The organism is Amycolatopsis sp. NPDC006131 (assembly GCF_040614175.1).
Lineage (GTDB): Bacteria > Actinomycetota > Actinomycetes > Mycobacteriales > Pseudonocardiaceae > Amycolatopsis_E > Amycolatopsis_E tucumanensis.
Genome location: NZ_JBEXTX010000010.1, coordinates 65,577 through 91,525 on the forward strand (window position 1 = coordinate 65,577; position 25,949 = coordinate 91,525).

The 25,949-nt window shown below is 70.8% G+C and carries 27 protein-coding genes; 8 read left to right on the forward strand and 19 right to left on the reverse strand.

Annotated features, from left to right (window positions below):
• Nucleotides 1-24: 24 nt before the first annotated feature.
• From ABZ215_RS08605 to ABZ215_RS08635, 7 genes are all read right to left on the reverse strand, one after another.
• Nucleotides 25-666, reverse strand: a complete 642-nt coding sequence (locus ABZ215_RS08605; protein WP_354948801.1) for a TetR/AcrR family transcriptional regulator — start codon at nt 664-666, stop codon at nt 25-27.
• Entirely contained in the window at nt 657-2,144 is a 1,488-nt protein-coding gene (locus tag ABZ215_RS08610) for an AMP-binding protein (protein WP_354948803.1), read from the reverse strand. The genes ABZ215_RS08605 and ABZ215_RS08610 overlap by 10 nt, the downstream gene beginning before the upstream one ends.
• Nucleotides 2,141-2,848, reverse strand: coding sequence for an enoyl-CoA hydratase/isomerase family protein (locus ABZ215_RS08615; protein WP_354948805.1), 708 nt, complete (start codon nt 2,846-2,848; stop codon nt 2,141-2,143). The genes ABZ215_RS08610 and ABZ215_RS08615 overlap by 4 nt, the downstream gene beginning before the upstream one ends.
• 595 nt (nt 2,849-3,443) lie before the next feature.
• A complete protein-coding gene (locus ABZ215_RS08620) occupies nt 3,444-4,190 on the reverse strand; it encodes an ESX secretion-associated protein EspG (RefSeq protein WP_354948807.1) in 747 nt (248 codons plus the stop codon).
• 4 nt (nt 4,191-4,194) lie between these two features.
• The gene (locus ABZ215_RS08625) at nt 4,195-5,463 is read right to left on the reverse strand and encodes a hypothetical protein (protein ID WP_354948809.1); all 1,269 of its coding nucleotides are present in this window, start codon (nt 5,461-5,463) and stop codon (nt 4,195-4,197) included.
• 41 nt (nt 5,464-5,504) lie between these two features.
• Complete coding sequence (locus tag ABZ215_RS08630; protein ID WP_354948811.1) at nt 5,505-6,152, reverse strand: DUF3558 domain-containing protein; 648 nt, start codon at nt 6,150-6,152, stop codon at nt 5,505-5,507.
• An 8-nt stretch (nt 6,153-6,160) separates the two neighbouring features.
• Nucleotides 6,161-6,565, reverse strand: a complete 405-nt coding sequence (locus tag ABZ215_RS08635) for a hypothetical protein (protein WP_354948813.1) — start codon at nt 6,563-6,565, stop codon at nt 6,161-6,163.
• Between the two features lie 103 nt (nt 6,566-6,668).
• Between ABZ215_RS08635 and ABZ215_RS08640 the strand changes: the two genes are divergently transcribed.
• The 5 genes from ABZ215_RS08640 (at nt 6,669) to ABZ215_RS08660 (ending at nt 10,631) form a co-directional block, all read left to right on the forward strand.
• The gene (locus ABZ215_RS08640) at nt 6,669-7,112 is read left to right on the forward strand and encodes a GNAT family N-acetyltransferase (protein ID WP_354948815.1); all 444 of its coding nucleotides are present in this window, start codon (nt 6,669-6,671) and stop codon (nt 7,110-7,112) included.
• A 43-nt stretch (nt 7,113-7,155) separates the two neighbouring features.
• Entirely contained in the window at nt 7,156-7,842 is a 687-nt protein-coding gene (locus tag ABZ215_RS08645; protein WP_020416828.1) for a metal-dependent transcriptional regulator, read from the forward strand.
• An 80-nt stretch (nt 7,843-7,922) separates the two neighbouring features.
• The gene (locus ABZ215_RS08650) at nt 7,923-8,735 is read left to right on the forward strand and encodes an LLM class flavin-dependent oxidoreductase (RefSeq protein ID WP_354948817.1); all 813 of its coding nucleotides are present in this window, start codon (nt 7,923-7,925) and stop codon (nt 8,733-8,735) included.
• A gap of 19 nt (nt 8,736-8,754) precedes the next feature.
• A complete protein-coding gene (locus tag ABZ215_RS08655; RefSeq protein ID WP_354948819.1) occupies nt 8,755-9,795 on the forward strand; it encodes a zinc-dependent alcohol dehydrogenase family protein in 1,041 nt (346 codons plus the stop codon).
• Nucleotides 9,792-10,631: a MurR/RpiR family transcriptional regulator gene (locus ABZ215_RS08660; protein WP_354948821.1), complete on the forward strand. Its 840-nt coding sequence runs from the start codon at nt 9,792-9,794 to the stop codon at nt 10,629-10,631. The genes ABZ215_RS08655 and ABZ215_RS08660 overlap by 4 nt, the downstream gene beginning before the upstream one ends.
• Before the next feature lie 58 nt (nt 10,632-10,689).
• On the opposite strand, the gene ABZ215_RS08665 is transcribed toward ABZ215_RS08660, so the two are convergent.
• The 11 genes from ABZ215_RS08665 to ABZ215_RS08715 form a co-directional block, all read right to left on the reverse strand.
• The gene (locus ABZ215_RS08665; RefSeq protein WP_354948823.1) at nt 10,690-13,443 is read right to left on the reverse strand and encodes a PQQ-dependent sugar dehydrogenase; all 2,754 of its coding nucleotides are present in this window, start codon (nt 13,441-13,443) and stop codon (nt 10,690-10,692) included.
• A 146-nt stretch (nt 13,444-13,589) separates the two neighbouring features.
• A complete protein-coding gene (locus ABZ215_RS08670) occupies nt 13,590-14,759 on the reverse strand; it encodes an acyl-CoA dehydrogenase family protein (protein WP_354948825.1) in 1,170 nt (389 codons plus the stop codon).
• A complete protein-coding gene (locus ABZ215_RS08675; protein ID WP_354948827.1) occupies nt 14,756-15,604 on the reverse strand; it encodes a 3-hydroxyacyl-CoA dehydrogenase NAD-binding domain-containing protein in 849 nt (282 codons plus the stop codon). Before ABZ215_RS08675 ends, ABZ215_RS08670 begins: the two co-directional genes overlap by 4 nt.
• Entirely contained in the window at nt 15,601-16,341 is a 741-nt protein-coding gene (locus ABZ215_RS08680) for an acetoacetate decarboxylase (protein WP_354948829.1), read from the reverse strand. The genes ABZ215_RS08675 and ABZ215_RS08680 overlap by 4 nt, the downstream gene beginning before the upstream one ends.
• The gene (locus ABZ215_RS08685; RefSeq protein WP_354948831.1) at nt 16,338-17,480 is read right to left on the reverse strand and encodes a CoA transferase; all 1,143 of its coding nucleotides are present in this window, start codon (nt 17,478-17,480) and stop codon (nt 16,338-16,340) included. The genes ABZ215_RS08680 and ABZ215_RS08685 overlap by 4 nt, the downstream gene beginning before the upstream one ends.
• 100 nt (nt 17,481-17,580) lie before the next feature.
• Nucleotides 17,581-18,486, reverse strand: a complete 906-nt coding sequence (locus ABZ215_RS08690; RefSeq protein ID WP_354948833.1) for a LysR family transcriptional regulator — start codon at nt 18,484-18,486, stop codon at nt 17,581-17,583.
• Nucleotides 18,487-18,496: 10 nt separating this feature from the next.
• Nucleotides 18,497-19,045 (reverse strand): hypothetical protein, encoded by a 549-nt coding sequence (locus tag ABZ215_RS08695; RefSeq protein ID WP_354948835.1) that lies wholly within the window; start codon nt 19,043-19,045, stop codon nt 18,497-18,499.
• 101 nt (nt 19,046-19,146) lie between these two features.
• The gene (locus tag ABZ215_RS08700) at nt 19,147-19,719 is read right to left on the reverse strand and encodes a TetR/AcrR family transcriptional regulator (protein WP_354948837.1); all 573 of its coding nucleotides are present in this window, start codon (nt 19,717-19,719) and stop codon (nt 19,147-19,149) included.
• Nucleotides 19,720-19,747: 28 nt separating this feature from the next.
• Nucleotides 19,748-20,005, reverse strand: a complete 258-nt coding sequence (locus ABZ215_RS08705; RefSeq protein ID WP_020416816.1) for a glutaredoxin domain-containing protein — start codon at nt 20,003-20,005, stop codon at nt 19,748-19,750.
• 16 nt (nt 20,006-20,021) lie between these two features.
• The gene (locus ABZ215_RS08710; protein ID WP_354948839.1) at nt 20,022-21,077 is read right to left on the reverse strand and encodes an SDR family oxidoreductase; all 1,056 of its coding nucleotides are present in this window, start codon (nt 21,075-21,077) and stop codon (nt 20,022-20,024) included.
• 68 nt (nt 21,078-21,145) lie between these two features.
• Nucleotides 21,146-21,973: a phosphoribosylaminoimidazolesuccinocarboxamide synthase gene (locus ABZ215_RS08715; RefSeq protein ID WP_020416814.1), complete on the reverse strand. Its 828-nt coding sequence runs from the start codon at nt 21,971-21,973 to the stop codon at nt 21,146-21,148.
• A 98-nt stretch (nt 21,974-22,071) separates the two neighbouring features.
• Between ABZ215_RS08715 and ABZ215_RS08720 the strand changes: the two genes are divergently transcribed.
• The 3 genes from ABZ215_RS08720 to ABZ215_RS08730 are packed head-to-tail and all read left to right on the forward strand — an operon-like array spanning nt 22,072 to nt 24,899.
• On the forward strand, nt 22,072-23,466 hold the full coding sequence (locus tag ABZ215_RS08720) for an MDR family MFS transporter (RefSeq protein ID WP_354948841.1): 1,395 nt from the start codon (nt 22,072-22,074) through the stop codon (nt 23,464-23,466).
• A 9-nt stretch (nt 23,467-23,475) separates the two neighbouring features.
• Nucleotides 23,476-24,375 carry a LysR family transcriptional regulator gene (locus ABZ215_RS08725; protein ID WP_039791279.1) on the forward strand — a complete coding sequence of 300 codons (900 nt, stop codon included), beginning with the start codon at nt 23,476-23,478 and terminating at the stop codon, nt 24,373-24,375.
• Between the two features lie 59 nt (nt 24,376-24,434).
• Entirely contained in the window at nt 24,435-24,899 is a 465-nt protein-coding gene (locus ABZ215_RS08730) for a MarR family transcriptional regulator (protein WP_354948843.1), read from the forward strand.
• A 199-nt stretch (nt 24,900-25,098) separates the two neighbouring features.
• Here ABZ215_RS08730 and ABZ215_RS08735 read toward each other — a convergent pair whose 3' ends face one another.
• Entirely contained in the window at nt 25,099-25,887 is a 789-nt protein-coding gene (locus ABZ215_RS08735; protein ID WP_354948846.1) for an alpha/beta hydrolase, read from the reverse strand.
• Nucleotides 25,888-25,949 lie beyond the last annotated feature (62 nt).

A 25,949-nucleotide genomic window follows, 5' to 3' on the forward strand; every position in this document is an offset into this window, starting at 1 on the left:
CCGGCCGAGTCGGCAAGACCCCAGCTAGGGCCGTATGCGCCACACCTCAGCGGCGACCTCGCGGGCCCGTTCGGCGCCGTCGCCGCCGGGGGACGCCGGGCTTCCCAGCATGCGCAGCGCGAGCTGGGCATATCGGGCGGCGAGGCGGTCCAGCGGCAGTGGACCGCGTGGTGAGTACCAGCGGGCGACGCCGGTGCACATCTCCAGCAGGGCGAGCCTGGTCACGGCCGGTTCGGGGGCGTCGAACACGCCCGCCGAGACACCCTTGTCGATGGTGTCCGCCCAGATGGCCTCGTACTGGTCCCGCAGCGCCACGATCCGCCGCCGCGGGGCCCGGGACAGGGCGCTGACCTCGTTGTCCACCACGCGGGTCTCGTCCGGCTGGGCGGCGTGGGCCATGACGTGCAGCGTGACCAGGGCGGACAGCGCGTCGGCCGGGTCGTCGACGGTGTCCAGGGCCCGGCGCGCGGCCAGCAGGAGCCGGTCGAGGCACTCCCGCATGATGTCGACGAGCAGGTCCTCCTTGGTGCCCATGTAGTGGTAGAGGCTCGCGCTGGAGATCTTGGCGGCCTGGGCCAGGTCGCGGATGCCGGTGCCGTGGAACCCCTTGGCGGCGAACAGCTTGACCGCGGCGCGGCGGACGCGTTGCTCGGTGGTCAGAGCCATGTGCCCGCCACCCGGTCGTAAGTCGGGGTGTCGAGGGCGGCGAGCTTGCCCTTCGCGATGCGTTCCGACGGGGTGCGCGGCAGGTCCGCGGTGAGCGACCAGTAGCGCGGGACCTTGAAGTAGGCGAGCTGGGACGCGCAGTGTTCGGCCAGCTCGTCCGGGGTGGTGTCCTTCGCAGGCACGATGAAGGCTTTGACTTCTTCTCCGCGCAGGTCGTCGGGCACCGCGATGACGGCCGCCAGCGCGACGGCGGGGTGCAGCAGGAGCGCGCGCTCGACCTCGTCGGCCGAGATGTTCTCGCCGCTGCGGCGGATCATGTCCTTCGTGCGGCCCACGTAGTGGACCCGGCCCTCGGCGTCCATTGTGGCCAGGTCGCCGGTGTGGAACCAGCCGCCGCGGAAGGCGCGGGCGGTCGCCTCGGGGTCGTCGTGGTAGCCGTGCATGAGGCCGACGCCGCGGATGAGCAGCTCGCCGGTCCGGCCGCGGGGCACCGGCTTGCCGTCGTCGTCGGCGATCACCACCTCGCGTTCGCGGATGGGGCGGCCGATGCTGCCGCTGCCCGGCCGGTGGTCCTCGGGGCGGTCGCGGATGTCGCCGCCCGTTTCGGTCATGCCGAACGCCTCGTACCAGGGCACGCCCCACCTGGCTTCGAGTTCGGCGTGCCGGTCGCGGGGGATGGCCGAGGCCATGACCGAGCGGACGCGGTGGTTCTTGTCGTCCGGGTGCTCCGGCTGGCGCAGCAGGAGCGTCGGCATGAGGCCGAGGCAGTAGAACCAGGTGACGCCGTGCTCGCGGACCTTCGCCCAGAAGGTGCTGGGGTGGAAGCGGTCGAGCACGACGAGCGTCGCGCCCGCGGCGAGGCCGGCCGCCACGTTCCACTGTGGATCGATGTAGTGGAACGGCTGGGCGGTGAGGATCGTGTCGTCGTCGGTGAGGTGGGGGAAGTCGTCGACGAGGCTGCGGGCGAGGGTGGTCCAGTAGCGGTGCGGCAGGACGCAGCCCTTGGGGGCGCCGGTGGTGCCGGAGGTGTACTGGATGTTGGTGGGCGCCTCGGCGGCCGGGTGGTGCTCGGGCGGTGTGCCGGCGGGCAGGTCGTCCGGGGTGCGGGTGGTGATGCCGATGCGGGTGAGCAGGTCGGTGAACTCCGGCGCGGCGATGGAGAGGCGGGCGCCGGAGTGGCGGATGACGTGGGCGCCGTCGAGTTCGCGGTAGTTGGTGTTGACGGGGACGAGGACGGCGCCGCGTTTGGCGAGGGCGAGCCAGAGCAGGGGGAAGGCGGGCTCGTTGCGGAGCATGACGGCGACGCGGTCGCCGGGGTTGACGCCGAGTGCGGCGAGGCTGCCGGCGAGGCGGTCGGTTTCGCGGTCGATGTCGGCGAAGGTGAAGCGGGAGCCCGTCTCGTCGAAGAGCCACGCGGTTTTGTCCGGCCAGTTCCGCGCGGCGCGTTTCGTGAGGGCGACCAGGTCGTCGGGGATCATGCGCGGCTGCCGAGTGCGTTGCCGGGCAGGTGCTCGGTGATCAGGGCGTGGCTGACCTCGAGTTCGAGGGCCTGTTCGAGAGCGCTGTCGATGCCCGCGTCGAGGGCGCGCTTGGCGAGGGTGGTGGCCGGGTGGGCGGGGATGCGGCGGGCCCAGTCGCGCGCCGTCTCGTGCACGTTCGGCACGACGGCGTTGACGAGGCCGAGTTCGTGGGCGGTGCGGGCGTCGACGCGCTCGCCGAGGAGGAGGAGTTCCTTCGCCTTGAGGGGCCCGACGATGAGGGGCAGGAGGCGGGACGCGGCGCCGGTGACGCTGAGGCCGAGGCTCGCCTCGGGGAACGCGAAGACGGCGTCCTCGGCGGCGAGCACGAGGTCACAGCCGAGCGCGAACTCCGCTCCGGCGCCGATGGCGTACCCATGCACGGCGGCGATGACCGGTTGTGGGATGGTGCGCAGCCGGCGGGTGACTTCCTGGAGGCGCTCGATGCGCGTGCGGGAGTCGCCCTGGGGGTTTTCCTTCAGGTCGTGGCCCGCGCAGAAGGCCCGCCCGCGCCCGCCGAGCACGACGGCTTTGGTGCCGGTCGTCCGGTCCAGCGCGGAGAGGAGGTCGTCGACAAGTTCGGGCGCGACGGCGTTGAGGCGGTCCGGCCGGTTGAGCCAGATGTGCGCGACGCCTTCGTCGATCTCGAGGTCCACCGAGGTCATGGGAGGAGCTTAGGCGATCGATCGATCGATCGGCTATGGGTGCGGTGGGTGGCTTGCTCTTCGGGCGTCGGCGACCACCCGGTCCGCTCGGCCGCCCGCGCGGTCCTGCTTCCGCGCGTCGGCCGTGCTTGCGCTTGGCCCGCTTCTGCCTGGGCTCCGTCTTCGGTCGGGCCTGGTTTCCACCCGGCTTCGCCCTCTTTGGCTGCACTTGCGCCTGAACCCTCGAGCGGCGTTCAGCGGCCGGCCCTCATCACCACCTGGCCCCTGCATGACTGTGCCTCTCGTGACGTCACGAGAGTGCCGCTCGTGCGATCGCGGCCGCTTCTGCCGCCTCACGCTCTGCCCTGGCCCTGGTCTGCCTGCCCTGGCCCTGGTCTGCCTGGCCTGTCCGCCTGCCCCTGCCTCCTGCGCAACTGTGCCTCTCGTGGCGTTACGAGAGTGTCACTCGTGCGATCGCGGCCGCTCCCGCCGCCACGCGCTCCGCCCTGGCCCTGGCCCTGGCCCTGGCCCTGGTCTGCCCTGACCCCCTGCCGCCTGCCCCACCCCCGCCCCTGCGCGACTGTGCCTCTCGCGCGGGCGTGAGTGGCCCCTTCGCTCAGTTCAGCTCGTGGCGCAGCTCGTCCAGGCGGTCGGCAACGTCGGTGGCCGTGGCGGGTGCGAAGTGGAGGAGCTGGTCGTCGTAGTGCGGTTTCGCCTGGACGGTCCACCGGCCTTCGGCGTTGTCGTAGACCCGGAGCGGGAATCGCGGGTGCCGGGGCTGTCCGGTGTGGTCGCGGACCTCGGCGTGCAGTTCGGCGATGAAGTACGGCTCCAGCGAGGCCAGGTAGTCGGCGCGCATCACCGCCCGGCTGGGCCGGGTGCCGTTCAGCTCGGCCCGGCGCGCGCCGCGGACCTCGCTGCGCAGCACGGTCAGCGACGGCTCCGGGGACTTGCGCACGTCCTGGGGGAGGACGTCGGCGAGGACCTTGCTGAGCCGGTCGCGCTGGAAGGTCCGGACCGAGACCTCCTGCCCGTCCCGCACGGCGACGACCCCGAACCGCTGGTCGGCGGCGACCAGGGTGGAGATGTTGACGCCCCGCGTGGTGTCCGACAGCCACCCGAACCGCGCCTCGGCGGGGGTGGAGAGCAGGCGCGCGAGGTCGGCGAACGTCGGCTCGTCGCGGGTGGGCACGTGGAAGCGCGCGAGGGCGGCGTCGGCGGCGCGCCTGAAGGCGAGATCGGCGTCGTCGGGGCGCCACACGGCCTGCGGCGCGAGCGCGAGGTGCAGTTCGGCGCCGGTGACCTTGGCGACCATGGCCGCGAGGAGGTCGACCTGGAACCGTTCCGGTTCGGCGAACCACATGGCGTTACTGGCCGAGTACCGGCGGGGAGACGGTCATGCCCGTGACGGGGTCGACGGCCTTCTCGCCCTCCGCGGTGAGCTGGAAGTGCTCGTCTTCGTCCACGATGTACTTCCGCTGGTGCTCGCCGTCGTCGTCGCCCTTGCCGCGGTTGCCCGCGCCGGCGCCCATGGCGCCCGGACTGCCGGCGGCGCCACTCCGCCCGGCCGCACCGGCGCCGCCACGGCCGAACGACTCACTCGCCGCGGCGGGGTTCCCGGCGCCGAAGCGCTTGCCGTCGCTGAGGGGGTTGCCGCCGCTGCCGGGACCGAAGCCACCGCCACGGCCCGCGCCACCTGCCCCGAAGCCGCCCGCACGGCCAGCGCCACCCGCGCCGAAGCCCCGTCCGGAGCCGACGCCGGCCCGGCCCGCTCCAGCGCCCGGCCCACCCGCGGGGTTGGCGCCGCGATAACCCGCGGCGTTCCCGTACCCGGGGACGCCGTACGCGCCGGGGGTGCCGTAGTTGCTGCCGCCGCCGTAGCCGCCCTGCTGAGGAGGGTTGTAGGAGCCCGCCGAGGGCGGCGCGTAGGCCGCGTCGGATGCGACGGTGCGCCCGTCGCCCGGGATCTGACCTGCCGGGGCCTGGTAGGGCCCCGACAGGGACGAGGTGCCGCCGGTGACGCCACCGCCGCCTCGGGAGGCACCCCCAGCGCCCCCGAAGCGCGGCCCGTCACTGGTCGGCTTGTTCTGGATGTCGACGCTGCCGCCCGGCTGGGCGCCCTGGGTGACACCGAGGACGCCGGCGTCGAGGGTGCCGTAGGTGGTCGGCATCTTCGCGCCGTTGTCGCCCGAGGTGGTCGACCAGGCTTGCATGGCCTCGACGTTCTGCTTGGCGGCCGCGTTCGCCGCCGCGACCTTCACCATCTGGCTGAGGTCGCCGTTCGAGTGGCCGATGATCTCCTTGAGCCCCGGAGGGATCTGCGGAACCTCCGGCACCGGGACGACCTTGTTCTTGGTGTCGAAGAAGGCCTGACTCTGATTGTCAATCAGCTCGCTTGCGGTTTTCATGGCGCTGGCCGCTTCGAAATGTGACAGGCCCAATTTCTCGACACTATGCGATGCCGCGTCCGAGGCGCCTCCGGACCAACCTTGGCGCATCATTTCCGACAGCGATTGAATTTGCTCGCTGCGGGTTTTGTACTTCTCCATGACGGTGCTGAGATTCACGCTGGCCTCCTGAAGGCCGCGAGGTCCTGGCGCTTTGATGAAGTTCTCGTAGATCTGCTGCCCGGTCATGCCGGTGAGTGAACCGGTAGATCCCAAGACCGCACCCGTCATCAACGCCCCCCGGCCTTGATGGTCGCGACAATTCGATCGGCGACGTTCGACGCTGCTTTGCAATTGTCCTTGCCGACGTCGCCGGTCACCGCAGAGGTGAGCAACATCTGGCTGTTGATGCCGACGGCGAGATCGCACCGGCCATCCGGACGGGTGTCAGCTTGGTTGCTGAATACGCCGGGGTAGCCGGCAACCGAGGTGGGAACGAAGTAGCCGCCTTGGAACAAGCCCGCCGCGTTCTGGTCGTACACGTTCTGCAGGCCGTTCTTGCTGTCGGGTACCACGTACGCCACCTGGATCTTCCACTCGAGGTTGGCGCCGAACTTCCAGTCGCACCCCTTGACGCCGTTCGCGCTGAGGGTCGTCTCCTTCCCCTCGCCCGTGACCCCGAGCTGGTCGAGTTGTTCGGCGGTGAGGCTCTCGCACGGGCTGTCGACGAGTCCGGCAGGATCGAGCTGATCCGTCACGCGAGGTGCCGTGTTCCCCCAGCCAGTCGTTCCTTCGCTGGTAGAGGGCGGATCCGGGGGCGTGCTGCCCGGATTTCCGCTCGGAAAGGTCCCCTCCGCCCCGCCGTCCGAGCAGGCTGCTGCTGCGAACAGTACGGCGCTCACCAGGGTCGCGCCGGTCAGTGTCCTGAACTTGCTCACTCGTTCCCCTACTCGTAGAGCCCGCTGCCGTCAGCCGCCCCGGTGGTCCGGTTCAGGCCACGGCGGGTCTCGTCGTCCTGCTCCTGGTAACTGCCGTTCGCCTTCTTCAGGGTATCGATCCACGCCTGAGCGTAGCGACGCAAACTCGCATTGTGTTCGGTCGCCGCCCGGATGGATGCGCTGATCCGCAGGGCGTTGGCCTGCGCCGGTTGATCAGCGGACGGAGCAGAGGCTTGCAGGCCTGCGACGTTCAGCCTCGCCTGGTCGTCATCAAGACCGTCCCGGAGCTCCTCCCACTTTGGGATCAGCTCGGCGATCTGGTCGGGGTCGAAGCGGTACCCGGCGCCTCCCACGGCGCTCAGGCCCGCGCCCACCGTCGGCCCCATTGAGGCCTGCCCGTTGCCCTCTGTCATCTGTTCCCTACCCCCCGTGTGGAACGCAGTTCAAGCAGAGACTAGCGCGACCGGATCACCCACGGCCTCCGGTTGGTCGAAAACGCCGCATAGCATGGGTCACATGCCGGTACGAGAAGCCGAGGTCAGGGACGTCGACGAGATCTGCGCGCTCATCGAGGAGCACGCCCGCTACGAGGGCAACGACACGCTCACCCTGGACCGCGCCGAGATGACCAAGCACCTGTTCGGTCCGGAGCCCAAGGCGTGGGTCCTCATCGCGGAACCGCCCGGCTCCGACACCGTCGCGGGAATGGCCTTCTGCTCCTGGAACTTCTCCACCTGGGAGGGGCGCCCCGGCATCTGGCTGGACGACCTGTACGTCCGCCCCGAGCACCGCCGCCACGGGCTGGGCAACGAACTGCTCGCCGCGCTGCGGGCGCGCACCGATGGGCGCGTCGAGTGGGACATGCAGGAGGGCAACGAGCGCGCCGCGGCCTTCTACGCCCAGCTCGGCGCCCAGCCGGTGCCCGGCTGGATCCGCTACCGCTGGTCCCCGGGGAGTTAGGCAAGGCTGACTCCCACCGGGGGCCGCACGTAGAGTTATTAGCATGCCTGACAGTCCGCACCGCTCGTCCTCCTCGTCGATCGAGGACTACATCCGGGTCATCTACGGCCTGGTCGAGCGCGGTGAGGCCGTCACCAACACGACCCTGGCCGGCCGCCTCGAGGTGAGTCCCTCGTCGGCGTCCGGCATGGTCACCAAACTCGCCCAGCAGGGCCTCGTCGAGCACGTCCCCTACCGCGGCATCGAGCTGACCCCCGAAGGCCGCCGCCTCGCGCGGGGTGTCCTGCGGCGCCACCGGCTCATCGAGACCTACCTGGTGCAGGAACTCGGCTACACCTGGGACGAGGTCCACGGCGAGGCCGACGCGCTCGAACACGCGGTCTCCGACCGGCTCATCGAACGCATCGCGGCCAAGCTCGGCAACCCGGTCCGCGACCCGCACGGCGACCCCATCCCGGCCGCCGACGGCAGCGTCGAGGAGGTGCCGACCCGCCTGCTCGACGAGATGGAGCCGGGCGCGGTCGGCCAGATCGTGCGCGTGTGGGACACCGACCCGGACATGCTGCGCTACCTCGCCGACCACGCCATCGCCCTCGGCGAGCGGATCGAAGTGGTGGAACGGCAGCCCTTCGGCGGCTCACTCGTGGTCAAGGTCGGCTCGGGCGCCGAAGCGGCGACCCACGCGCTGGGCAAGGAAATCGCGCAGGCGCTGAGCGTCGCCGTCTTCTGACCGTGCGCCTCCCGACGTAGGCCGCAGAGCCGACGACGAACGGACGCGGTGACGAGGCCCACGGGTCCACCATCGGCCGCATGACTGACAAACCCTTCCGCTTCGGCCTCGTCGCCGGGCAGATCACCCACCTCGCCGACTGGACCGCCCTCGCCCGTCGCACCGAGATCCAGGGCTTCGACACGCTCCTCTCACCCGACCCGCTCGGCGGTCTGGACCCCTTCACCACCCTGTCCGCCGCCGCGGCCGTCACCACCGAACTGCACGTCGGCACGTTCGTCGCCGTCGACGGGTTCCGCGACCGGCGGCTGCTGGCCTGGCAGGCGGAAAGCCTGCACCGGCTCACCGGCGGCCGCTTCGAACTCGGCCTCGGCACCGGCCGCCCGGGCGCCGAAGCCACGCTCGGCCGGCTCGGCCGCGAGTTCGGGACACCGAAAGAGCGGGTCGCGCACATCGCCGAAACCGTGCGGCACCTCAACGAGCAGGCGAACCGCCCCAAGCTCCTCCTCGCCGCGGGCGGCCCGAAGATGCTGGCACTCGCCGGCCGGGAAGCCGACGTCGTCACCATGGCCTGGCAGCCCCGCGCCACCGAAGCCGAAGCACGGGAACTGGTCCGCGCCGTCCACGACGCCGCGCACGGCCGGGACGTCGAACTGGCCATGAACCTGCTCGCCGTCGGCGACGAACCCGCGCCGTGGCTGGAGCGCTACATCGGCACCACGATCGCCGACCTGGTCGCGCACGGCTCCGTCAGCGTCCTGCCCGGCACCGCGCAGCAGGCCGCCGACACCCTCCTGCGCCGCCGCGACGAGCTGGGCATCTCCTACATCACCATCAACTCCGGCTACGCCGACCGCTTCGCCCCGATCGTGGAGCTGCTCAAGGGCCGCTGACGCCACGTAGGGTGTCGGGGTGCGCGCAGTCGTCTTCACCGAGTTCGGAGCTCCACCGCAGGTCCGCGACGTGCCCGACCCGGCGCCGGCCCCGGACGGCGTGGTCGTCGCGGTCGAGGCGACCGGCGTGTGCCGCAGCGACTGGCACGGCTGGCGCGGCCACGACAGCGACATCACCCTCCCGCACGTGCCCGGCCACGAGCTCGCCGGTCGGATCGTCGCGACCGGCGACCGGGTGCGCCACTGGTCACCCGGTGACCGCGTCACCGTCCCGTTCGTGTGCGCCTGCGGCACGTGCGAGCAGTGCGTCACCGGCAACCAGCAGATCTGCGTGAACCAGACCCAGCCCGGGTTCACGCACTGGGGATCGTTCGCCGAGCTGGTCGCCCTCGACCACGCCGACGTCAACCTCGTCCGGCTGCCCGATGACCTCGCGTCCAGCACGGCCGCGGCGCTCGGCTGCCGCTTCGGCACCGCTTTCCGCGCCGTGCTGCGGCAGGGGCGGACGACCGCGGGCCAGTGGGTCGCCGTGCACGGCTGCGGCGGCGCGGGCATCTCTGCGGTCATGCTCGCCGTCGCCGCCGGCGCGCGGGTCGTTGCCGTCGACCTCTCGCCCGAAGCCCTTGCGCTGGCCGCGAAACTGGGCGCGGAAGCCACTGTCGACGCCGGCCAGGACACCGCCGCCGCCATCCGCGACATCACCGGCGGCGGCGCGCACGTCTCCCTGGACTGCGTCGGCCTGCCGCAGACCTGCGCGGCCTCGGTGGCGAGCCTGCGGCCCCGCGGACGGCACGTCCAGGTCGGGCTGATGCCGCCGGGGCAGGGCATCCCGCCGATCCCGATGCACCGCGTGATCGCCGACGAACTGGAAATCCTCGGCAGCCACGGCATCCAGGCCCACGAGTACCCGGAGATGCTGGCGATGGTCGAACGATCCACAATGGACCTGAACGCGCTGATCGGCCGCCGGATCACGCTGGACGAAGCACCGGCAGCGTTGATGGCGATGGACGACCCGGTCGGCGGCGCCGGCGTCACGGTCGTGGAGTTGCGCGTGTGAAGGCCCCCGGGAGCTACCAGGAGCTGGCGGAACTGCTCCGGAGCCGGTTGCCGAAACTGGCCTCGGGGCAGCTGCGCCTCGCCCACCTGCTGCTCGCCGACCCGGAGGGCACGGCCTACCGCGGCATCTCGGAAGCCGCGCGGTTGCTGGAGATCCGCGAGTCGACGGTGACGCGGTTCGCGAACTCCCTCGGGCTCACCGGGTACCCCGACATCATGGAGCTGTGCCGCACCTGGGTGGCCGAGCAGGCCCAGGTGGCCCGGCGCACCGAGCACGCCGCCGAGCCGGAGCCGGGCGGCCTGCTCTCCGCGGTGCTGGAACAGGAACAGACCAACCTCTCGCGCACTTTCAGCCACCTGGAGCGGTCGTCGTGGCTGCGGGCGGTGGAACTGCTCGCGCGGGCGCCGCGCGTGCACGTGATGGGGTTGCGCGAGTGCCGGCCGGTGGCGGACCTGGCGGCGCAGCGGCTGGGTGAGATCCTGCCCGCCGTGCACCGGCTCGGCGGCGGCTCGCTGCCGGACGAGCTCAAGGAACTGTGCGAGGACGAGGTCCTGCTGGTGTTCTCGGTGCGCCGATACGCGGCCGACACGGTCCGGGTCGCCGGGTACGCCAGGGAGACCGGGCTGCCGGTGGTGGCGTTGACGGACAACGCCGCGTCGCCGCTGGTGGAGTCCGCCGAGGTGGCGTTGTTCGCGGAAACCAGCGGCGTCTCGCACAGCCGCTCGCTGACCGCGCTGACGGCGCTCACCCAGGCGCTGATCACCGAGGTCGCGATCGAGCTCGGCGACCCGAAACCGGACCACCGCCTGCTCGACACCCTGCACTTCTACTACTGAGCAACGAAAAACCGCCCTCCCCGCACGCGGCGGGGAGCGCGGTTTTTCGCATCAGAACTCAGTACCGGCGGTCGATCACGGTCCCGTTCGGGTACCACTGGATGTAGCCCCGCTGGAAGTTGTTCCGCCTGCCGCCGTCCGCGGCGAACTCACCCGTGGTCGGGTAGCCGAGGTACGACGTCTCCCAGCCCAGGGCCGCCCACCGCGCCCGGATCGCACCGTAGATCTCGTGCGCGCCCGTCGACGGCGAGAAGTAGATCGACGCCGCCTTGTCGAAGTGGTTGTACCGGCCGATGCCGTCCGGCGTGATCAGCTCGTCCGTGGCCGGGTAGCCCATCGGGCCGGCCTCCCAGCCGGTCTGCTGCCACACCTGCCGGATCAGGCCCCAGATCGAGTGGGCGCCGTTGGCAGGCGTCCAGTAGATCGAGCCGTCCTTGCTGAAGTGGTTGTACCGGCCGATGCCGTCCGGTGTCACCAGCTCATCGGTCGTCGGGTAGCCGAGCGGGCCGGCTTCCCAGCCCTTCTCCGCCCACTTCTCCCGGATCACACCCCAGATGGCGTGCGTGCCGGTGTTCGGCGAGAAGTAGATCGACGCCGTCAGCGTGCCGGGCGTGCCGACGTAGTGGTTGTACTTGCCCACCCCGTCCGGCGTGGTCAGCTCGTCGGTCGTCGGCGCGCCGAAGCGGGTGTGACCGCCCAGCTCCAGGTACTTGCCCAGGATCGCGCCGTGCACCTCGTGCACGCCGGTCTGAGCCGACCAGTACATCCGGCCGTTGGCGTACACGCGGTAGTTGACGTTGCCGTCCTGCACCTCGGGCGCGGTCGGAGCGCCGAGCAGCGAGCGCACGGCGGCGTCGCTGTTGTAGCGCTGGTCGATCGCCGTCGCGTAGGTCGCGGTCAGGGTCAGGTCCGAGGTGACCGTCAGCGTCCGCGTCCGGCTGGTGGACCCGTTCTCCCATGCGGTGAACTTGGACGCGCCGTCGGACGCGGTCTCCGCGGCCACCACGTCGAGCGTGACGCCCTCGGTCACCAGCGCGCTGTTCACGCCGCCCTCGGACGGGATCTGCAGCGACGCGGGCACGTTCGACTTCAGCGTCAGCCGGTGCTGGCGCGGCCAGGCCGTGTAGCTGGTGCTGGTGGACACGCCCGCGCTGTCGGTGGTCGTCGCAGTCAGGACCATCCGGGAGTCCGGGTGGTCGGTGAACGGGACGCTGAATGTCGAGCCGCTGGCGCCCACGCCGGGGTGCGAGTGGCAGGTCTCCTCCTCCGGGCAGTGCAGCACGGTGGAGGTCCAGGTGACCTGCAGTGCGCCGTCCTCGGTGTCGGTCGCGGTCGCGGCCAGCGACACCGCCTCGCCGATCGCGAAGTCCCGCGCGGACGGCTCGGTCAGCGTGATCACCGGCGTGTGGTTGGCCGGTGCGACGGTGAACGACGTGGTCCCGGCCTTGTTGAGCGGGTCGCGCACGGTCAGCGTCGCGGTGAACGGGCCGTCGGAGCCGTAGGTGTGCGTCGTGGTGACCCCGGTGCCGGTCGTGCCGTCGCCGAAGTCCCACGTGTAGGTGAGCGTGTCACCGTCGTAGTCCGTCGACTCGGACGCGTCGAACGTGACGGTGCGGGTCGCCGGGTCGCTGGTGGTCGTCGCCTTCGCCACCGGGGTCGTGTTGCCGGTGACGTAGCTGAGGCGGCGCAGGTTGCCGGTGTAGATGTCGGCGTAGACGACGTCGCCGTTGGGGGCAGCGGCGAACTTGACCGGGCCGCCGATGTCGGTGGCCAGCGGCGGGTCCTGCGGCGCCTGGGTCAGGGTGCCCGCGGTGTTCCAGCGCGCGGTCCACAGCTTCTTGCCGACGTAGTCGCCGAAGAAGAACGCGCCCTGGTACTCGGCCGGGTAGCTGGATCCGGTGTAGACGAGGCCGGCCGTGACGCTGTTGCCCTGGTTGGAGGCGTCACCGTGGTGGTACTCCCACAGCGGCGCGCTGTTGGTCACCGACGCGCAGCCGGGCAGGTCCGCGTAGCCGGGGGTGCGGTGGTTGCCCTCCCAGCACGGCCAGGCGTAGTTGCGCCCCGGCTGCACCAGGTCGAGCTCCTCCCACTCGTTCCAGCCGACATCACCGACGACGGGCAGGCCGCTGCTGGGGTCGAGCGTGAACCGGAAGGGGCTGCGGAAGCCGCTCGCGAACACCTTGCTGCGGGTCGCCGTGGGGTTGGCCGCGTCGTAGTACGGGTTGGTCGGCACACCGCTGCCGTTGGCGTTGATGTGCAGGACCTTGCCGTTGAGGGCGTTGACGTCCAGGGTCTTCAGCGCGTTTTCGTCGACGCGCGTGTAGTCGGAGTTGTCGCCGATGGACACCCACAGCGTGCCGTCGTCGGCCGCGATGAGACCGGTCATACCGTGCACATCGGACCCGCCGGGCATGTCGATCAGCGTCTGCTCGCCGGTGATGCCGGTCGGGTCGGGGGAGCCGGTGACCGTCCACTTCGCCAGCCGCAGCGTGAACGTCGTGCCGTTGGGAACCGAGCGGATCAGGTAGATGGCCTTCGACGTGGCGTAGTCGGGCGCCACGGCGACGCTGACGAGACCCAGGTCACCCTGGTTGCGCACGGTCAGGGTGCGCAGGGTCCGCGTGGTCTTGCCGTCCGTGGAGGTCCAGTTGAGCTTGCCGCTCTTGCCGGTGCTCAGGTAGCTCCCGTCCGGCAGGTAGGCGAAGTCGGTGAGGTCGAAGGCGTTCTGACCGGTCGGCTGGTCGAGCAGCACGAAGCCGGGCGGTGGCGCGGCGGCGGCCTGTGGGGCCGAGATCGCCGTGACCAGGCCCAACGTGATCAGTCCCGTCCCGATGAACGCGAGTAAGCGTTTGGCTAACCACCGAGAGTGCATGTATCCCCCTTCCAGGCGTACGACTTCTCTTCGCCTGAAAGGGGGATTTCGTTGCTGAGAGTTATTGATCTGTGATGCGAGATCTACTACACGAACGCGCTCTGGCCGGTGACGGCCTTGCCGACGATCAACGTGTTCATCTCGCGGGTGCCCTCGAACGAGTAGATGGCCTCCGCGTCGGCGAAGAACCGGGCCACGTCGTAGTCCAGGACGATCCCGTTGCCGCCGAGCAGCTCACGGCACCAGGCCACCACCTCGCGCATGCGCGCGGTGACGAACGCCTTCGCCAGCGACGACTGCTCGTCGCGGAAGATCCCGGCGTCCTGCAGGCGGGCCAGCTGGACCAGCATGCCCCACGACGCGGTGATGTTGCCCAGGCTCTTGACCAGCAGGTCCTGGACGAGCTGGAAGCCGGCGATCGGCTTGCCGAACTGCTTGCGCTCCTTCGCGTACGCGAGCGCGGCCTCGTACGCGCCGATCATGACGCCCAGCGCCTGCCAGGCGACGCCGCCGCGGGTGGCGCGCAGGATCTCGGCGACGTCCCGGAACGAGCGGATGTTCCGCAGCCGGTTCGTCTCCGGCACCCGCACGTCGCTCAGCGTGATCTCGGCGTTCTCGACGATGCGGAACGCCACCTTGTTCTCGATCTTGACCGGGACGAAGCCCTCGGCCGGGGTCTCCACGACGAACCCCTTGACGCGGTTGTCGTCGACGTCCCGCGCCCACACGACGACCAGGTCGGCGAAGGTGGCGTTGCCGATCCACCGCTTGGCGCCGTTGAGCACCCAGGTGTCGCCTTCCCGCTTCGCGGTGGTGCGCATGCCGCCCGCCACGTCGGACCCGCCGAGCGGCTCGGTCATCGCGAACGCGCCGATCTTGTCCATCGCGGCCATGGCGGGCAGCCAGCGGTCGCGCTGCTCCTGGTCCCCGCCCGCGTACACGCTGTACATCGCGAGTCCGTTGTGGACACCGAAGAAGGTCGCCACGGACGGGTCGACGCGCGAGTACTCCGCGGCGAGCATCCCGGTCAGCAGGTGGCTGCCGCGGGGCAGCGGGTCGCCGTAGCCCTCGTAGGCCACGCCGGCCAGGCCCAGCTCGCGGAACTTGCCGATCAGCTCGCGCGGGAACTCGCCGCGCGCCCAGTAGGAGTTGACCAGCGGCTTCACCTCGGTCCGCATGAAGTCGCGGGCCTTCAGCAGCGTCTTGCGCTCCTCTTCGGACAGCAGGTCTTCGTAGCCGTAGAAGTCGGCGCTCATTCGGTGTCTCCTTGTCCTCGGGCGGCGAGGATCGCGAGCTGCTTGCGGTCGCGCTCCGCCGCGAGATCGGTGTATGCCTTGTCGCCGTAGGCCTTCTCCACGGCTTCGATGACGCGCTCGGTGGCTGCCGGGTCCGGCTGCCCGGGCGTGATCCGGTTCATCGACGCGCCGATGTGCGTCGCGAGGTGCCGGTACCCGCCGGGACCACCGCCGAGGTGCGCGCCGAGGAACGGCCCGACCGCCGCCCAGCGCAGGCCGAGTGAGTTGACCACGACCTCGTCCAGCCCGGCCGGATCGACCACGCCCTCCTGCACCAGATGGATCGCCTCGCGCTGCAGGGCGCTCTGCAGGCGGTTGCCGACGAAGCCGGGCACCTCCTTGCGCTCGACGACCGGCACGCGGCCGAGCGAGCGGTAGAACTCCACGGCTTCTTGCACGGCTTCTTCTTTCGTGCGCGGGTTGGGAACGACCTCGACCAGGGGCATGATGTGCGGCGGGTTGAACGGGTGTCCGATGAGGACACGCGAGCCGTCGATATCCGCGCTGAACTCGCTGGACGGGATCGCCGACGAGGAGCTGAGCAGCAGCGCGTGCGCGGGCGCCTCGGCGACCAGCCGGGCGAACAGCTCGCGTTTGAAGTCCAGGCGCTCGGGTCCGTTCTCCTGCACCACGTCCACGTCGCGCACGGCCTCGCCGACCGAGTCCGCGATGTGCACGTCGAGGTCGCCCAGCGCGTCCGCGAGGTTCGGCCGCGGATCGCTGACCCGCACCTCGTGCCCGTGCGCGGCGAACAGGGCGGCCCAGGACAGCCCGATCGTGCCCGCGCCGATCACCGCGATCTTCATGACGCCTCCAGGTAGTCGTGCACCGGGGTGACCGGCGCCAGGGTGAGATCGGTGAGCACGTGGCTCGCCGAGACGACCTCCCGCACGGGCAGGTCGGCCAGCGGGGCGAGAACGTGCTCGAACAGCTGCAGCCGCGCGGGACCGGTCCAGGCCTCCTTGACCGTCACGTCGGTGATCCGGGTGCGGACCAGTTCCGCGACGCGCGGACGGCCGTCGTAACCGGGGACGATCTTGAGCATGAACGTCGGGACGGCGATCTGCTCGCGTGCTTCGGCGGGGTCGAGCGGGTGGTGCTTGTAGCCCATGGTCGCCGTCGCGACCCGGAGCGTGCCGTAGTCGAGCGTCCCGACGAGGGCGCCGTGGTCGACGTACAACTGTGGCGCGCCAACGGTTTTCGGGTAGGCGCTGACCTCGCGGCCGGACGCGGTGGCCGGGAAGTTGTCCAGGTGCATCGCGTGCAGGTACTCGCCGCGCTCGTCGCCGAGCCGCACCGGGATCGCCTGCCCGGCCTCGGTGTAGGGGCCGTAGCCGCTCACGTCGCCCATGCGCATGACCTCGAAGCGCACCAGCGGCTCGTCGATCTCCAGCGGCTCCGGGACGACGGCCCGCAGGGCGTCGAAATCGGTGCGGTAGACGACGTTGAGGTACTCGCGGTCGGTGAACCGCGGCACGACCGGCGCGTAGGCCGGGTTCGTCAGCGGAGTCGTGTGGCGCCGCGCGACGTCGGTGGCCTTCATCGTCCGCTCACCTCGCGCAGCACCTCTTCGGTGTCGGCGCCGGGTGCCGAGGGCAGGCGGCGGATCTCTGCCGGGGTTTCCGAGAACCGCACCGGGATGCCGGCCGTGCGGACCGGGCCTTCGGTCGGGTGCTGGACCAGCCGGATCAGGCCGCCGTCGCGGACGTAGGGGTCCTCGTCGGCGCGGTCGAGTTCCAGCACCGGCGCCATCGGGATGCTGTGCTTCGCGCACACCTCCGCCCACTCCGCGGTCGTCAGCGCCGGGGCGCACTCCTCGATCAGGTCGGCCAGCGCGTCCTTGTCCGCGGAGTCCACGTAGTCGCCGTTCACGCGCGGGTCCTCGGTCAGCTCGGGCCGTCCCGCCGCGGCGAAGAAGTCCCGGAAGTTCTGCGGGTTGTACGGGATCACGCACGCCAGCCCGTCCTTGGTGCGCACCGCGCGGTGGCCCTGCCCCATGGACAGCGGGAACCCGGTGGGCGCCGACGGCGGCTCGAACGTGTGCCCGGCGAGGTGCTCGACCAGGTTGAACGCGATCAGCGTGTCCGTCATGGGGACCTCGACGTGCTGGCCCCGCCCGGTCTTCTGCTGGTGCAGCAGCGCGGCGAGCACCGAGTAGGCGATGGTCAGCGCGGACACCTTGTCGCCGAGGATCGTCGGCAGGTACACCGGCTTGCCCAGCGCGCGGTTCGCGATGTCGACCAGCCCGGACGCGGCCTGGACGGTCTCGTCGTAGGCGGCGTGGCCCGCGCGGTCGGAGTCGCCGCGGAAACCCTGCGCGTGCGCGTAGACCAGCTTCGGGTTGCGCCGGGACAGCTCGTCGTAGGTCAGGCCGAGCCTGCCGAGCGCGCCGGGGCGCATGTTGGTGATCAGCGCGTCGGCGGTGTCGATCAGGTCGAGCGCCCGCGCGCGCTGCTCGTCGTCCTTGAGGTTCAGGGCCACGCTGCGCTTGTTGCGGTTCACCGCCATCGCCAGCGCGGTCATCCCCGGGGTGTTGCGGTAGTGCCCGTTGCGGGCCGAGTCGCCCGGCGCCTCGATCCGGATCACGTCCGCGCCCAGGTCGCCCAGGATCTGCGCGGCGTACGGGCCCATCACCACCGTGGAGAGGTCGATGACCCGGATCCCGTCGAGTGGACCACTCATCACTGCTCCTCGTTCTCGTCCTCACCTGACAATTCGACGGTAGGTCCGAAAACGGGGAAAGGGAATGATCAATGGGCGAACAATGGTATGACCGCAGTGGTCATACCATTTGCCGGAAAATTTCTCTGGCGTCCGCGACGAGTCCGGCCAGTTCCGCCCCCGGACAGGCCCGGTCACGTCGCCAAATGAGCCCGGTCTGCAGCTCGGGGCGGAAATCGGTGATCGGGAGCACGGCCACGTTCTCCACGCTGTAGTTGCGCATCGGACTGCGCGGGTCCAGCATCGAGACGGTGAACCCGAGACCGCTCGCGACGATTTCGGCGACCCCGGAATAGTCCGTTCGCGGCGGCTTGAGACGTTTCTTGACGCCTGCCGCACGCAGTTCCTGGTCCAGTTGTTCGAAATACACCTGCTGCGCCTCCGGCGGCACCGGGACGTACGGCAGGTCCACCAGGTCGGTGAGGCTCAGCGCGTCTCGGCCCTCGAACCGGTCCGCGGGCACGACCGCGCCCAGCGGCTCCGACAGCACCCGCACGACCTCCAGCGCGGGATCGCTCACCGGCAGCCGGACCAGCGCGAGGCTCAGCCGCCCGTCGTGCACCGCCTCGATCAGGTCGCTGGTGCGGCCCGGCCAGCGCTTGAGGTCGAACCGGTCGCGGCAGCGTTCCTCCAGCTCCTGCACGCGGGCGCGCAGGTCCGGGTGCAGCCCGGCCGGCACGCCGATGAGCGCCATCCGGTGCCGCGGGCCGAGGGCTTCGCGTAGCCGCCAGGGGATCGCGTTGAAGTGTTCGAGTGCTTCGCGGGCCAGCGGGAGGAGCGCGGCGCCGGCGTCGGTCAGCTCGACGCTGTGGGTGCTGCGCCGGAACAACCGGTGCCCCAGCTCGTGTTCGAGGTCCTTGATCCGCTGGCTCAGCGGCGACGCCGCCATGTGGAGTTTCCGCGCAGCCTGCGAGAAGTTCAGCTCCTCGGCCACCACGACGAAGTAACGCAGGTGAAAGATCTCCACCCGGCCGAGCTTACGGGCGGCAGAGGATGATCAGGATGCAACTCGGCGGCGTGCGGGACGGGGTGGTCGTGGTCGCGCCGGTGCTGGTGCCGCCGGTGGGGGCGCTCGTCTGGCCGGGGTCGGTCGGATCGCCAGGGGTGCCGGGGTCGGTGCTCGACGCGGGCGGCAGGTTGGAGTCGGTGACGGTGACCGTCTCGGTGGACGTGCTGGTGCGCGACCTCGTGGCCCACGGCACGATGTCGCCGCCGTTCCCGGCGCCGGGGGAGGCGTTGGTGACCGTGATCCGCGACGAGCTGTTGGTGCGCTCGGTGGTGCTCTGGTTTCCGGGGACGCCGCCACCGGCGAGGCCGCCGGTCGGCCCGGCCGGAAGGCTGAACAACGCGGCGTCGTCGTTGGGCGAGGTGTCTGCGCCGACCTTGACCAGGATCGCGGCGAGCCCGCAGCCCAGCACGACCGCGAGCATGACCGCCATCACCTGGAACCGGGATCTCGGCGCGCGGGGCTGTTCCGTCCAGCCCTCGCGCTCAAGCAGTTCGGCCACCGACACTTCGTCGTTCACCGGACCCACCTTTCGGACGCGAAGGCATACCGACAGTTGCGCGCATTTGTACCGCAACCGGGTGAAGGTGACTCAGCCGGGGCCGTGAAACAACGTCCAAATTACTGACGGTGTTGGGAAATCGCTCCAAGCAACTTGCGTGCGCCGTCAATGGCACGATCGAAGTGATCGACGGAACCCGCCGCGCGGGCGAGCACGTACCCGCCCTGCACGACCGCGGCGATGGTGGCCGCGGTGGCGCCGGTGTCCAGGTCCGCGGGCAGCTCCCCGCGCGCCACACCGTCGGCGAGCACCCCGTCGAGCCGTTCCTGCAGCCAGCCGAGGGTCTCCTGCACCGGCTGCCGGAGGGCCTCGCTGGCCACGACGTCCGGGTCCTGCGCGAGCCGCCCGATCGGGCAGCCGCGGAGGACTTCCCGTTCCCGCAGGAGGTACGCGTCGATGCGCTCGAGCGCGGTGCCGCCACTGGCGAGCGCCGTCTCGGCCTCGGCCCGCATCTCCTCCGCGCTGCGGCGGATCGCGGCCAGCGCCAGGTCCGGCTTCCCGCTGAAGTGGTGGTACATGCTGCCCTGGCCGGCCTGCGCGTGCTGCTGGATGGCCTTCGGGCTGGTGCCCACGTAACCGCGGTCCCGCAGCAGCTCCTGCGTGCTGCGGATCAGCCGCTCCGAGGTGTCCACCCCGTCACTGTACCTATCGGTAGGTACGTCAGAGCAGCTCGGGAGCGTGCTCGCGCACGGCGGAAAGCACCTCGTCCACGCTCGGGTTGACCATGGCCGCCGGGCCGACGAAGACCGTCGGCACCGTCTCGTTCCCGTTCGCGACCTCGCGCACCCGTTCCGCCGCGCCCGGCTCCTCCCAGATGTTCACCTCGGTGAACGGCAGGCCGGCCCGCTCCAGACCGGCCCGCAGCGCCATGCAGAAGCCGCAGCCGGGGCGCCAGTAGAACTCGACGGGAGTGCTCATGCTTTCAGGTTAACCATCAGGGGATCACTTTGCGCTTGCGCAGCTCCTCGAAGATCGACTGGAACATCTCCCTGGTGTCCACGAACTCGTGGAAACCGAACCGGCGGGCCTTCGAGCCGTCGGCGATCACGTCGTAGTCCCAGCCGAAGACGAAGTCGCCGAAGCGCCACGACGACACCTCGGCGAACGACGGCTCCAGCCCGTACCGCTCGCGCATCGACTCCCACAACGGCTCCTTGTCCGCCATCGCGGTCTCCAGCGACATCGGCAACGGCGGCGCGACCTCCAGGTCGAACCAGCGCGCCAGCTCGGGCCACAGCTCGCTCCACCGGAACAGGTCGCCGTTGTTGATGTTGAACGCCTGGTTGCCGCAGCGTTCGTCGGTCGCCGCCCACACCGTCGCCTTCGCCAGCAGACCGGCGTCGGTCATCTCCAGCAGGGACGTGTACGCGCCCGGCTTGCCGGGGAACCGCAGCGGCACCCCGAGTTCCTTCGAGATCGACGCGTAGACCGCGATCACGGTGGCCAGGTTCATCGGGTTGCCCAGGGCGAACCCGCAGACCACCGACGGCCGCAGCGCCGACCACGTCCACGCCTTGCCGAGTTGGCGCTGTTCCAGGAAGTTCTGCTGGTCGACGTTGAACTCGGGCGGCAGGTGCCCCGGGTCGTCCTCGCGGGCAGGCGTCTTGAACGGGCCGAGGTGCGCGCCGTAGACCTTGTAGCCCTGCATCAGGCTGATGTGCCGCAGCCCACGCGCGGCCGGCTCCACCGCGTCGACGAGGTTGACCAGCATCGCGACGTTCGGCGCGACCAGTTCGGCCCACGTCGGCTTGTCCTGGTAGGCCGCGTAGAAGACGTGCGTGACGTCTCGCAGCCCGCCCAGCTTGTCCCGCGCGTCGGCCGGGTCCAGCAGGTCGACGGCGATGTGGCGGACGGGCCCGCCCGACGGACCGCCGCGCCGGGACAGCCCGATCACCTCCCAGTTCCCGAGGGAGACCAGGTGGTCGACGAGGTTGCGGCCGATGACCCCGTTCGCCCCGGCGACCAGGGCGACTTTGCGTTCCGTGCTCATGCACCCAGGTTCGGCCGCCTGCGGCGATAAGTCCAAGTCCCGTTGGTACCGGGACCCATGAGCGTTGTTTATGCCCAGGTCTTCCCGGTGATCCGCTCGTAGACCTCGATGTAGCGGGCGCGGGTGGTGGCCACGACGTCGGCCGGGATCTCCGGCGCGGGCGGGGTCTTGTCCCAGCCGGTGCCGCTGACCCAGTCACGCACGTACTGCTTGTCGAACGAGAACTGCGGGCGGCCCGGCTGCCAGCGGTCGGCCGGCCAGAACCGCGACGAGTCGGAGGTCAGGACCTCGTCGCCGAGGGTCAGCACACCGTCGGCATCCCAGCCGAACTCGACCTTCGTGTCCGCGACGATGATCCCGTTCTCCGCGGCCCGCTCGGCGCCCGCGCGGTAGATCGCCAGTGTCAGCTCGCGCAGGCGCTCCGCGGTCTCGCGGCCTTCCTGCGCGACCACGTCGTCGAAGGTGATGAACTCGTCGTGGCCCTCGGTGGCCTTGGTGGTCGGCGTGAAGATCGGCTCGGGCAGCTTGCTGCCCTCGACCAGACCCGGCGGCAGCGCGACGCCGGAGACGGTGCCCTGCTTCTGGTACTCCTTCAGGCCCAGCCCGGTCAGGTAGCCGCGTGCGATGCACTCGACCTGCACCATCTTCAGCGGCTTGACGCGGATGGCGCGGCCGGCGAACTCCTCGGGCACGTCGGTGGACACGACGTGGTTCGGCACGATCTCCGCGAGGTGCTCGAACCACCACAGCGACAGCTGGGTGAGCAGCTTGCCCTTGTCCGGGATCGGGGTGGGCATCACCACGTCGTAGAGCGAGATCCGGTCGGAGGCGACGAGCAGGATGTCGTCCCCGTCGGAGTAGAGCTCACGGACCTTGCCCGCATAGATGTGCTTCATCGTCCCGTCCCGTGTCGCCGGATTTCGCCGTACCCATCCTACGGTGCTGTTCAGCAGGCATTGACCTCGACATTACTTGAGGTTTTAGCTTCGGGATCATGCAACGGATTCCCTGGCCCGTGTGGCGGATCTCGCTGGTGATCGTGTTCGGCGCCTTCGTCGGCATGCTCGACTCGTCGCTCGTCAACGTCGGACTCGACCGGATCGGCACGGACCTGGGCGCCTCGCTCGACGAGGTGCAGTGGGTGTCGACCGCCTACCTGATCGCGCTGGCGGTGTCGCTGCCGCTGTGCGGGTGGCTCGGCCGCCGGATCGGCGTCGGGCGGCTGTGGCTGGGTGCGTTCGCCGCGTTCACCGTCGCGTCCGGGCTGTGCGCGCTGGCCGGCGACATCGGGTGGCTGGTCGTGCTGCGCGTCGTGCAGGGGCTGGCCGCCGGGCTGCTGACCCCGGCCGGGCAGACGATCCTCGGCCAGGCGGTCGGCCCGGAGCGGCTGGGGCGGGTGATGAGCATCCTCGGCATCGCGGTGAGCAGCGCGCCCGCGATCGGCCCGACCGTCGGCGGGGTGCTGCTGGACTCGCTGTCCTGGGAGTGGCTGTTCCTGATCAACCTGCCGATCGGCGCGATCGGCATCGCGCTCGGGTGGAAGTACGTGCCGCGCGGTGAGCCGGGTGGCGCCGGGCGGCTGGACTGGACCGGGTTCGCGCTGGTGGGGCTCGGGTTGCCGCTGTTCGTCTACGCGCTCACCTCGGTCGGCGAGGGCGGCGGCGGGATCGGCCCGTCGGTGCTGGTGTCGCTGGCGCTCGGCGCGGCCGGGCTGGTGGCGTTCGCGCTGCGGTCGTGGCGGCGCGAACGGCCGCTGCTCGATCTGCGGCTGTTCCGCAACCAGGTGTTCGCGGCCGGGACGGTGTCCAGCCTGTTCTTCGGCGCCGCCATGTTCGGCGCGATGCTGCTGTTCCCGCTGTACTTCCAGATCCTGCGCGGCGCGGACGTGGTGACCACCGGCCTGTCCCTGCTGTCGCTCGGCCTGGGCACGATGGTGGTGATGCCCCTGGCCGGGTGGCTGACCGACCGGCACGGCGGCGGGATCGTCGCGCTCGTCGGCAGTGTGTGCACCGTGCTCACCACCGCGCCGTTCGCGTTCCTCGGCGCGGACGCGGACCCGGTGCTGCTTCAGGCGTTGCTGTTCCTGCGCGGCATGGCGCTGGCGTTGTCGGCGTCCCCGGCGGGTACGGCGGCGTTCGCGTCGGTGCGGCGCGAGCAGCTCCCGGACGCGACCACGGTGCTGAACATCCTGATGCGGGTGGGCGGCGCGGTCGGCGGCGCGATGTCGGCGGTCGTGCTGTCCCGGCTGCTGCCCACCGGGGCCGAGCACGCCTTCCAGGTCGCGTTCTGGTGGCTGACCGGCGCTTCGGCCGTCGCGGTGGGTGCCGCCTGGTGGCTGTGGCAGGTGCAGCGGCATGAACGGACCCGAGCGGTTCCGGTTCCGGCATAAGCTGTGCTCATGACCCTGCGGCAGCTGGAGTACCTGGTGACGATCGTCGACGCGGGCTCGTTCACGCGCGCGGCCGAGCTGCTGCACGTGACGCAACCCGCGCTGTCGCACCAGGTGCGGGCGCTGGAGCGGGCGACCGGCGGGCCGCTGCTGGAGCGGCTGCCGCGGTCGGTGCGGCTGACGCCGATGGGCCGGGCCATGCTGCCGCACGCGAGGGCGGCGCTGGCGGCGGCGCGGAAGTCGGTGTCCGCCGCCCGGCAGGCGGCCGGGCTGCAGTGCGGCGAGATCATGGTGGCGACCCTGTACTCGGTGAGCCTCGGCGTGCTGCCGCCGGTGCTCAAGGCGTGGCGGCGCGCCCACCCGGACGTGCACGTGCGGTTGTTCGAGCACCGGCACGCCGACGAGCTGGCCGCCGCGATGGCCCAGGGGCAGGCCGATCTCGCCGTCGGGCCGGAACCGTCCGATTGGGACGGTCCGGTGCACCCGCTCGGCGAGGAGGAGTTCGTCGTGGTGGTGCCGCCGGACGATCCGGTGGCCACGGCGACCACGGTCCGACTCGCGGACCTCGCCGAGCGGGAGTGGGTCCACTACGCGCCCGGCAACGGTCTCGCCGACCTGCTGGACCAGGTGTGCGCGGCGGCCGGGTTCCAGCCCAGGGCCGCGGTGCGGACCGAGCAGACGGCCGCCGCGCCGTCGCTGGCCGCCGCCGGTCTCGGCCCGGCGCTGGTGCCCGCGAACGTGCTGCCGCCGCGGTTCGCCGCGCACCTGCTGCGGCCGGACCCGCCGGTGCGACGCCGATTGGCGGCTTACACGCGCCCGGGTGGCGATCCCGTCGTGTCGGCGTTCACCGAAATCCTCCGCCGCAAGGCGATTCTGGTGCCGGGCCACGTGCGGCGCTGCCTGGATTGACCCGTTTTCCGGCGCGCCATCGGCTATATTCCAGCCCTGCCGATCAACTGGGAGGGCCCATGCAGGAGAGCCGGTGGCTGTCCGATGACCAGCTCCGGGCCTGGGTGCACTACCTCGGCGCGCAGACCCTCGTGCAACGCGCGATCGAGCGCCACCTGCACGAAACCGCCGGGATTTCCCATGCGGAATACGAAATCCTCACCAGGCTGGACGCCGCGCCGGACCGCCGGATGCGAATGGGCGAGCTGGCCGCGGTGCTGTTCTCGCCGGGCAGCAGGCTGAACTACCGGATCACCCGGCTGGCCGGCCTCGGCTGGGTCCGGCGCGAACAACACCCGACCGACCGCCGCGGCCTGTACGCGGTGCTGACCGCGGAGGGCGCCGAATTCCTCCACGGCGTCGCGCCCGGATACCGCAGGGCGGTGCACGAATCGGTGGTGAACCCGCTGACCGACGACGAATTCGCCGAGCTGGGCCGGATCAGCCGGAAACTGTTCCAGCACCACCTCGGGCGCGCTGAATGAGGCAGCAGGACCAGACGGCCGCGCAGCCCGCCGTCTCGCAGCCGTGCCGCCGCTTTCGCACCCGCTTGCGCCCATCTCGGCGAACAGCCCGGCCGTCGTGGCGAGGTCCATCGGGTTGACCGCGGCGGCCGACACCCGGATCCGCACCTGACCCGGACCGGGCACCGGGACCGGCATCCCACTGCGAGGCGCGCGCTGCCTATGACGATTGAGGAATCTTCGCGAGGAAGTTCGCCAGGGTGGAATTGAACTCCGCGGGCCGTTCCAGGTTCGGCATGTGCGCGGCGCCTTCGATGACCGCCAGCTCCGCGCCGGGGATGAGTGAGTGCAGGAATTCCGCCTCGGCGACCGGCGTGTACTCGTCCTGGTCGCCGACGACCACCAGCGCCGGCAGGCGGACCCCGGCCAGCGTCGGCACGTAGTCCGGGCGTTCGGCCCGGCCGCGCAAGGCCGCCGCGGCGCCCTCCGGCGCGGTCGAGCGCATCATGCGGTGGACGTGCTCCGCGACGTCCGGCATCGCGGCGACGTTGGCGGGCGCCACCATCTTCGTGAGCACCTCGTCGGCGTACGGCCGGAGTCCTTCTCGGAGCAATCGCGCGGCCATCTCGGTGCGATTCCGCTTGCCCTCCGCGGTCTCCGCGCGCGGTGAGGTGTCGGCGAGGACCAGCGCGCGGATCCGCTCCGGGAAGAGCCGGTGGCACTCCATCACGATCTGGCCGCCCATGGACAGTCCGCCCAGGACGAACTCGCCGACGTCCAGGCGGTCGAGCAGGCCGGCCAGGTCGCGGGCGAAGGTCTCCAGGGGCGTCTTGCCCGGCGCCACCGTGGTCTCGCCGTAACCCCGCAGGTCGGGTGCGATGACTCGCCAGCCGCGCTCGCTGAAGTGGTCCAGCTGGGGCCGCCACATCGAGCGGTCGAACGGGTGGCCGTGGACCAGGACGAGGGCCGGGCCGGAGCCCTTGTCGTCGTAGCCGATTTCGATCGTCATGCCCCGACCGTAGATCGGCTGATATGCTCGGTGCAATACAAATATTGCTCTCGGTGCAATGT